Here is an 8,447-nt window from a genome sequence, read left to right on the forward strand (position 1 = left end):
ACCTGCCGCGCCCCCGCCTCAGACTATTCCCTGATCCGAAGTTCCCTATTCCCTACACGCAGCCTTATCAATTAACGTTTCATCAATCGCTGTCATCAACAACTCATTTACAGATATGCCCGATGCTTTCGCCATAGAAGCAATCACACTTTTAGGAGAAAAAGAACAATACAACCCTGCTTCTAGAAACCAAGGTTGCCCTTGTGGGTCGATACGGAAGTCAAAAAGACTGTAGTGGCGACAGCCCAACGCCTGATGACACCTCTTGGCTACTTCCTGAACTGGCTTGGTTACAGGGTCACTAGGGTCTAGCATCCAAGCCTTAACACCATCCTTAGCAGTCAAACTCAAGTTGCCATCTTCTGTTCGTTTTAGTTTATCCTCATAGTTGCGAATCGGGTGGTCATGGGAATTCACCAGATACTCTTCCAGGGGTAAACCCACTAACTCGCCGTCTTTGACAACGATTCCACATCTAACTTCCCGACCGAGTTCGATGTACTCTTCCACTAAGACCTCATCTGAATGTTCAAAGGCTGTTTTCAGGGCAGCGTCATAGTCAGCGACATTTTTGACTAAAGCTACCCCGCAAGAATTGTCAGAACTAGCAGGTTTGATCACTACTGGCGGCTTAATGGTGGGAATGTCTCCCTGGCGAAGTAGTTCTCCAAAAGGTACTTTAACTCCTGCCGCTGCCACAATCGCCTTAGCTCTGGCTTTATGGGCAGTTAGTGCCATCAAATCTGGGGTATTGCCCACATAGGGAATATTAAGCAAGTCCAATAGGGCACGGTATTCAGTCATGCCAGGGATGCAAAACATTTGTGGCAGCACTAGGTCAATAGTTTGTGCTGTTATGTACTTTATCGCCTCGGAGAGAGACATGGGTTTTGCTGCGGCGATGTCTTCCTTACTGAGGGATGAGGGAAACCGCCACTGGCGATCGGGGGTGATGTAGGCAATATGAAATTCGTAGAGAGAAGGATTCGCCGTTGCGGCAATACAGTCTTGGGCGTATAGCCGTGACAAATCGCAGTAAAAGTCATTGTCTGCAGACCCAACTAAATGAAGAATGCGAAGTACTGACATAACTAATCTCCTCTTATAAAGAACTAAACTAAACAACTAAAAACGGAATCATTTAGGATGTTTCAAAAACTGAGCAATTCCATAGACTGCCATTCCTGCAGCCATACCTGGAAGCACTTCATAAATAGCACTGGACAAATCAAGTCCTAAATTCCAAATCAAAGCTGTAGCAATCCCAATTCCCATCATTGCGATCGCTGTGGTAAGATTGACTGGTCGCTGCCAAACTCTCAAGATTAATAAAGGACCCAAACCTGAAGCCAGAGCCGACCAAGAAAAAGTTACTAAAGCAAAGACATTGTTATTTCCAAGTAGGGCGATCGCCAAAACTACTGCTGTTACAGTTAGGGTTCCTACTTTTGCGAATTGGTAAGATTTAGCTGCAGCCGGAAAAATATCTTGGGTTAGGGCAGCTGAACAAGAGAGTATTTGAGAATCTGCTGTGGACATAGTGGCAGAAAACAGCCCAGCGAGCATCAATCCCACTAAAACCACTGGTAACAATTTCAACGATAGGTAAGGAAGTGCCAATTCTGGATCCCCGGAAGCCAACAAATCTGGCATCAGCACTCGCCCTGTTAAGCCAATACCCATAGCCGAGATCGAGGTTACTAACCCCAAAGCAGCTTTAAGATTTCTGGCAAAAGCAATGTTGTCGGCTGAGTCAATCGCCATAGCGCGCACCATAATGTGGGGTTGTCCCACCACACCAAAACCAGCTACTATCCAACCAATAAAGAAAGGCGCAAATCCCCACGGTTGCTGAGAAGAATTCCAGTTGATTAAAGCTGGATCAATGCCTGCCAAAGATTGCCACAGTTGCCCGGTTCCACCACAACTGGCAACCGCCACCACTAACAACAGTAACAAGGAACCGATCATGATTGTTGCTTGTAGAGCATCGGTCCAAATTGAGGCGCGAATTCCTCCAGAAAAGCAGTAGATAACGACAATTACTGCTCCTATAATGATGCCTAAATTATAGTTCCATCCGAACACAGCATTGAGTGCTTTGCTTCCTGCTACCAGTTGGGCTGCGGCGTAGGAACCTAGAAAGATAATAGTTATTATAGCAGAGATAATGGCAATCAAACGGGAGCCTTTCATATTTTGACTTAGAAAGGAAGAGACAGTATCTGAAGCAGTTTCCTCAGAGAGCTGTCTCAACCGTTTGAAAATAAAATACCAAGCAAGATAGTCCCCAATTGCCCAACCAATGGTCAGCCAGAGGGAGGAAATGCCTATTTTATAGGCAAAACCTACTTGACCGATGAATAATAAACCACTTTGACCAGTTGCCATTGCTGATAGTGCTGTCAGCCAAGGGTTGACATTGCGACTAGCCAGTAAATAATCGGTGGTGGTATTTTGTTTGCGGGTTGCCGAGTAAATGCCCACTGCTGTAAATAACAGCAGGAACATGATAAACGTGAGTGCAATCCCAACTTGTTTAGCCATTATGTTTGTTTAGGGGTTAATGAGCGATTGCTAGGAATGGTTAATCCTATTGACTAAATCTCTGCTCATTTGATTATATGGCACCACAAGTGTTTAATGTTAATACTTCGATGTTTCTAATATCAAATTTTGATAGATGCAGTAGTGAAATTTAACTATTAGTAGATTCAAGGGGAGATTTAATAGCCGATCTGCTAGAAATAGCCAAATACATTCCCACTAAGATTACCACAAAACTGACTAAAGTCAAAAAACTAAGAGGTTCTGAGAAAATTGTCCAACCTTCGAGGGAACTGAGAACAGGAACAATCAACCCCACTAGGCTAGCAAACCCTGAAGATAACTTTTTGAGGCAATAAGTCCAAAGTCCTACACCCAGCATTTGACCAACGAATGCTAGGGCAATTACTGAAAACCACCCAGTTACGGAACTCGGAAAAAGTTGCTCTTCGGTGATTGCAGCAACAGGAAATAGCAACAGAAAACTGGTTGTCGAAGACCAAGTCATAATCGTCACAGAGTTAAACTTAGTGCGAAGTTGCTCTGCGATTAATGGGTGTACCCCAAAAAATACTGCTGAGAGTAAAGCTGCTAAATCCCCTAGTAGCTGTTGACCAATACTCAATGATAACAGATCATTTACTTCTAGTAAAGTTACTCCCGCGATTGCAACAAACATACCCACGATAAATCGACGGTCAAAGAGCTGACCAAAAGCTAGCCACCCTCCTAATATAGTAAATATGGGAGCCATATTATGCATGATGCTAGAGTTGGCAACACTCGTCTGAGTTAAAGACCAAGTCCAAGCTATCAAAGCCATCGCTAAAAGCAAACCATCTGCAATCAGTAGCCTTTTTTCTGAGCCCAGATTATTTTTATTTAGTTCTGGTTCAGTTTCCTGCTTTTGGTGACCCACATTTAACAAGTTATTCAGTAGTCCAAAGGCAACAGCCGCAATCCAAAAACGATTAAATGCCGTAGCATTTGGTCCCATTTCCAGTTCACTCAAACGAATAAAAATTGGTGAAAAAGAAAGACATATTATGCTACCAATTAATGCAGCAAAAGAATCTATTGGAAATGAAGATAGGTACTGTATTTTTGACAATTTACCTTGAGCATTCATGTTTCTTTATTTATCTATTTTTATTAAAAGCATATATGATAGTATAAACCCTAACACCTGTAGCTATTGAATGGATAGTAAAAATTTAAATCAATAGTTTATTTTGATGCTGTTGTTGTCGATATTTTTTTAAATAAATACTGTATATAAATAGCTGATAATCGGAGACTCATGTAAATGACTACTCAACCTTTATACTAATATTTTGAGGTTTGCTCCTTTCAGGCATAAATAATGACTGCATTACCCCAAATTTTTTTGAGCAACGATGTGAATAACTAAAGGTAGTTTTTTTAAATTAGTTTTAACGGTTTTTTATTCATCTGATAAAAACCCTACTTTCATCTCATATTAAGCAAAACTCAGAATAGTTTTAATCAAGTTCATAATAAATAATTTTATTTTATATATTTACTATTTAAACTCAGTTATTAGCAGATTCAATTGCAGGTTTAATAGCAGATATACTAGAGAGCGTCAAATACATTCCGAATAAAATGACTAGGAAATTTACCAAAGTCCACAATTGAATACGTTCTCAGAAAATCGCTCAACCTTCTACAGCGCTAAAAGCTGGAATAAGCAACGCAACTAGGCTATCAAGGGGTGAGCTTAAATATATGTAATGATTAATATATGTAATGATTATTAATATCAATTTAGGCAGCGGAATAGCCAGTGTAATCCTAATTGATGTCGTAGACATAGACCGAGTAACCATGGGCTAGAAAATTAGCAGCTTGTCGCCCTCCAATATTGCCGCAACCTATGATACCGATGGTGGGATAATTGAGGGTAGATTCCCTGTCCGAAGTGTTGTTAATTGGTAACATATATTGCTTAACTTTTTTGATAGGGCGAATCTTAAGCCGAACGCTATTTAATCCCCACCCAATTCTACCAATTTACCAATATTAAAATCAATCCTTACCCAGCCTTTTAGTTTCCGTAAATTCTCTAATAAGAGTAAAGTAATTTGCCAATGGGGTACGGTTAAGAAGGGTAAGGGATCGTTGACTTGAAAAATGGCATCTGTACCCTTGACAATCTTTTGAATCCACCCTTGTAAAGCTGACCATGATCTGATCTCAGTCAGCCGCCAAATTTCATGATAGAGCCAGTAAGTTGGTTTACTGTCAGGGCGGGGCACAATCGGTGCTTGATTTTCCTCATCACTATCTTTTAGGTAAGCATCTGCTAATCCTGGATGATTGTAAAACATGGTGATAGCAGAATGGGTGCGAGGATTACATTCAATGGGATAGACGGTGCCGTCTTCGGTTTGAATGAAGTCAAAGGAAATTTGTCCTGTCAAATTTAATTCCTTGACAAATTTCTCTACCCATGCATATATCTCAGGCTTATCAAGATGCTGATAATTAACTTGGAAAGGAGACGATGGGGAACAGCAGTGAAGTCTAATTTTTCCCTTGCGGACTGTACTGTGGGTGCAATACTCCTGACCGGTAATAAACTCTTGCATTGTCCAAGGGTTTTCCTTTGTAATAGGAAGATTTTTGACATAATCTTCCATTCCTTCAAAGGGAAACTTGGTCATATCCAAGCGAGAAACTGAATCATACTGAATGCTTTTGAGAATATACCGACTCCCATCTGCTTTGAAGTCAAAATCTAGAATTTGTTGTGGATCGGTAATTAGGAAAGACTTTGGTGCTGATAATCCCAAACAACGGGCTTGCTCGCACAATGTAAATTTGTCGTCTAACATCTGGGTGATGTCAGGAGAAAAGTGGATGACTTCGCAGTAGGGGGAGAGTAACGTTCCAGCGACAGAATCATAATAGCTCGCTACTGGGCTAGATACGGGAATGAAGGCATCAATGTTTTCTTTTTGAACAATTTTTAGTAAGGCTTGGGAATAACCATTGGGATATTTTTCTGGTGCTGGCACGGTATAAAACCCTTTAACCGCATTAGAAAATCGGTGACCAGATAGCCAATATTTATGAGTTTCAACTAAAAAGACATTGTGCCCAGACTTATGAAAAGAGCGAGCCAGTTGCAGGGCTTTGGTCATTTTGCCCCCGGTAATCAAGATGTTTTTGGAACCTTCAACAGGTATTCGTCCTCTGCGAAATGGGGAAGTTATCCAATTGATTACTAGGGAAATAAAGACGAGAGTGGCATTTAGAGGTAAGGCAATTAACAGTAAGGTTAAGGTGCCGATATTTTTTAGTAAAGCAATCATTATTTACTAGGGGAAGAACAAGGCAATGGAGCTGTTCATTGCCTTTTGTTTATTGTCTGATCGTAATTTATCTAGGTGCGTCGGATGATAGTTAAACCATCTCGCAACGGTAGTAACACTTGTTCTACTCGGGGGTCATCCGCTACAAACTGGTTAAATTTAGCGATCGCACTTCCATTGGCAGTCTGTTGCTCTGGGGGTAAATAAGGTTGTCCCTGAAGCAGGGTATTATCCACACAGATAAAGCCACCAGGAGTCAATACATCCCTGTCTAGCAAGACCTTTAAATAATCGACATACTCCTTCTTATCAGCATCAATAAATACCAAATCGAAGGATTCCTGGGCATCTGCCAACTTTTCTAGGGTTTCCAAAGCTGGAGCGACTTCCACTTTAATTTTGCTGCCGTGAGGAGATGCTTCAAAGCAAGCACGGGCAAAGTCGGCGACATATTGATCGACTTCACAGGCAACCAAGTCCCCATCTTCAGGCAAGGCTTCTGCCATGGCTAGAGCGGAATATCCAGTAAACATCCCGACTTCTAGGATGCGCTTTGCCTTAGTCATGTAGACAAACAACTTGAGGGTTTGTCCTTCAATATGCCCAGAGAGCATCTCTTGCTCCAACTGGCGCACGGTTTCTTCATCTGAGAAAAGCTTGCTCCAATCTTCTCTTGCCGTTTTCTGGGCTAAGGCCGCTAGGGCAGGAGACTCTGGAGTCGCACATTCTTCAAGGTAAGGATCGATGCCAGCGGCTAGGGCTAGTGCTTGTTGGAGAGACGCCATCAGAGAAGCGGGCACTTTCTCCTGTTCGGCCATCTCCACGATTCCTTCCAGCTGTTGCACTAAAATTCCTAAGGGAGTTACGGGCCTTGGAGTTGGGGGACTTTGTAATAGGTTAGTCATTTTTACTCCTTTTATTCAAGGCCGAGGTCGCTGAGGTACATTTCTGTGCCTTTTCCATCATCAGGAAAAGAAGAACATAATTCCTTATGCTTGTCAATGGCTAGTTGTAGCAATCCTGACGATACTTCTTGAGCGTAATCACAGGAACCAATCCCTGTTGGCAATGGAGCCCATAAACCCCCTTCTCCTCGCTTGCGCCGCATATTTTTCTGACCTTCAAGCATCAGGTCAATATCTTCTAGGATGGGGTGGTAAACAGACAGACCCAGAGAGCGACACAAAGCGATAATGCGATCGCGTTCTTCTGGTTTGACCCAGCCCATTTCTGCAGCTAAAGTCGCGCCGAACGCCATGCCAATAGTGACAGAATGACCATGCATCAATTTGGCAGCAGGTTCAAAGCGAGGACTCCAGGTGTGACCATAAGCGTGGGGACGGTCTTGGTAAGTCTCGAACATATTTGTTCCTTCATGCTTCATGTAGGAAAACAATGCCCGATAGATGATGGTATCAGCGATCGCTGCGAGTTTCTCATCGCCATTTATGGTCGCAAAGTGAGTTTCTACTAAGCGCGGACCGTATTGTTCCATTAACTCAAACAGAACCGGATCATCGGTGACTGCCATTTTAATAATTTCTGCCATACCGTTGCGGACGTGACCTGTCGCCAAAGTACGGAAGAAACTGCGGTCTACCAAAGTCATTACTGGAGGATGATAGGAGCCAATGCTGTTCTTGAATTGGGCACCATTGGTGCAAGTGCGGGGCGACGGACCAGCATCAATAGCAGCCACAACCGTGGTTCCGACCATAATATAAGGAGTGCGTCGGTGCTGCAGGGCGCAGGCAAGTCCAGCTACGTCACTCAGCACACCGCCCCCTACTACTAGTACGGGTTCGTTGCGGGACACGTCGCAGCCATCTTTACCTAAAAATTTCAGCAAGCGGTGGACGGTTTCGGGAGTTTTGTCAGATTCCCAAGCGCGGCAGGGCTGCAAGTTTAGAGGAATTTCATACTCCTCGAAGTAGCGGCGAATTGAGGCTCCGTAAAGCTCATCTACGGTCTGATCCACAATTGCCACACAACGACCGCGACGACTGTAAACCTCCGCCAAAGTGGGATTAGCAGGGTTGAAAACTCCGTCTACTAATTTAACTGTTGCCTTTAGCGCATAGGTAGCAGAGATTTCAAAAGAGCGACCGTCTCCACTAGCAGCGATTTCTCCATGACCGGTGTACCACTCTGAGGTGCGGTACTTTTCTGGGTGGTGGAATTGAATAATCTGCTCTGACTGTGAAGGAGAGAGCTTTAGTGATTTTGGATTAGGTTTAGCTTGAACCATAATTGTGTTGTTTGGAGATTGCTTGTTTGGATGTTCCGATCTGAAAGAATTTACATGGCAAGGCAGATTTCTAGGTATATTTCCGTCCCCCTAGCCCCCCAATTTGCCGGTGCGACTCGCGGCGAATTTAATTCGACCACTGCAAGGGCACCGGGGCAGGGAACAAAACCCTCAACTTCCCCCAAAATTGATACCGCTGGCGAAATTAATATTTGTTTAGACATAGGTCAACCGGTCGGCCCAAGAGCAGCAAAACGAGAACATCGGGTAGCTGCAAATGGAACTCCCTGCCACCAATTAACCAAACGCACAAT

8 protein-coding genes are annotated in these 8,447 nt (G+C 43.3%); 1 reads left to right on the forward strand and 7 read right to left on the reverse strand.

The genetic code is table 11. The annotated features are described in order from the left end of the window. Positions 1-45: 45 nt before the first annotated feature. From F6K57_RS32545 to F6K57_RS32575, 7 genes are all read right to left on the reverse strand, one after another. Entirely contained in the window at positions 46-1,089 is a 1,044-nt protein-coding gene (locus tag F6K57_RS32545; protein ID WP_293072165.1) for a D-alanine--D-alanine ligase, read from the reverse strand. A gap of 48 nt (positions 1,090-1,137) precedes the next feature. Beyond that, positions 1,138-2,547 carry a sodium/proline symporter gene (locus tag F6K57_RS32550; protein WP_293072166.1) on the reverse strand — a complete coding sequence of 470 codons (1,410 nt, stop codon included), beginning with the start codon at positions 2,545-2,547 and terminating at the stop codon, positions 1,138-1,140. Between the two features lie 151 nt (positions 2,548-2,698). After that, complete coding sequence (locus tag F6K57_RS32555; protein WP_293072167.1) at positions 2,699-3,676, reverse strand: DMT family transporter; 978 nt, start codon at positions 3,674-3,676, stop codon at positions 2,699-2,701. 686 nt (positions 3,677-4,362) lie between these two features. Beyond that, positions 4,363-4,509 (reverse strand): NAD(P)-binding domain-containing protein, encoded by a 147-nt coding sequence (locus tag F6K57_RS32560; RefSeq protein ID WP_293072168.1) that lies wholly within the window; start codon positions 4,507-4,509, stop codon positions 4,363-4,365. A gap of 47 nt (positions 4,510-4,556) precedes the next feature. Beyond that, a complete protein-coding gene (locus tag F6K57_RS32565; RefSeq protein WP_293037133.1) occupies positions 4,557-5,885 on the reverse strand; it encodes an ATP-grasp enzyme in 1,329 nt (442 codons plus the stop codon). Positions 5,886-5,956: 71 nt separating this feature from the next. Beyond that, entirely contained in the window at positions 5,957-6,790 is an 834-nt protein-coding gene (locus F6K57_RS32570) for a class I SAM-dependent methyltransferase (protein ID WP_293037136.1), read from the reverse strand. Between the two features lie 11 nt (positions 6,791-6,801). After that, positions 6,802-8,133, reverse strand: coding sequence for a sedoheptulose 7-phosphate cyclase (locus tag F6K57_RS32575; protein WP_293072169.1), 1,332 nt, complete (start codon positions 8,131-8,133; stop codon positions 6,802-6,804). Between the two features lie 30 nt (positions 8,134-8,163). On the opposite strand from F6K57_RS32575, the gene F6K57_RS32580 reads away from it, so the two are divergent. Continuing rightward, positions 8,164-8,447: hypothetical protein (locus F6K57_RS32580; protein ID WP_293072170.1), on the forward strand; the 284-nt coding region annotated here is incomplete at its 3' end.

Source organism: Moorena sp. SIO4A5, from assembly GCF_010672005.1.
In the GTDB taxonomy this organism is placed as follows: Bacteria; Cyanobacteriota; Cyanobacteriia; order Cyanobacteriales; family Coleofasciculaceae; genus Moorena.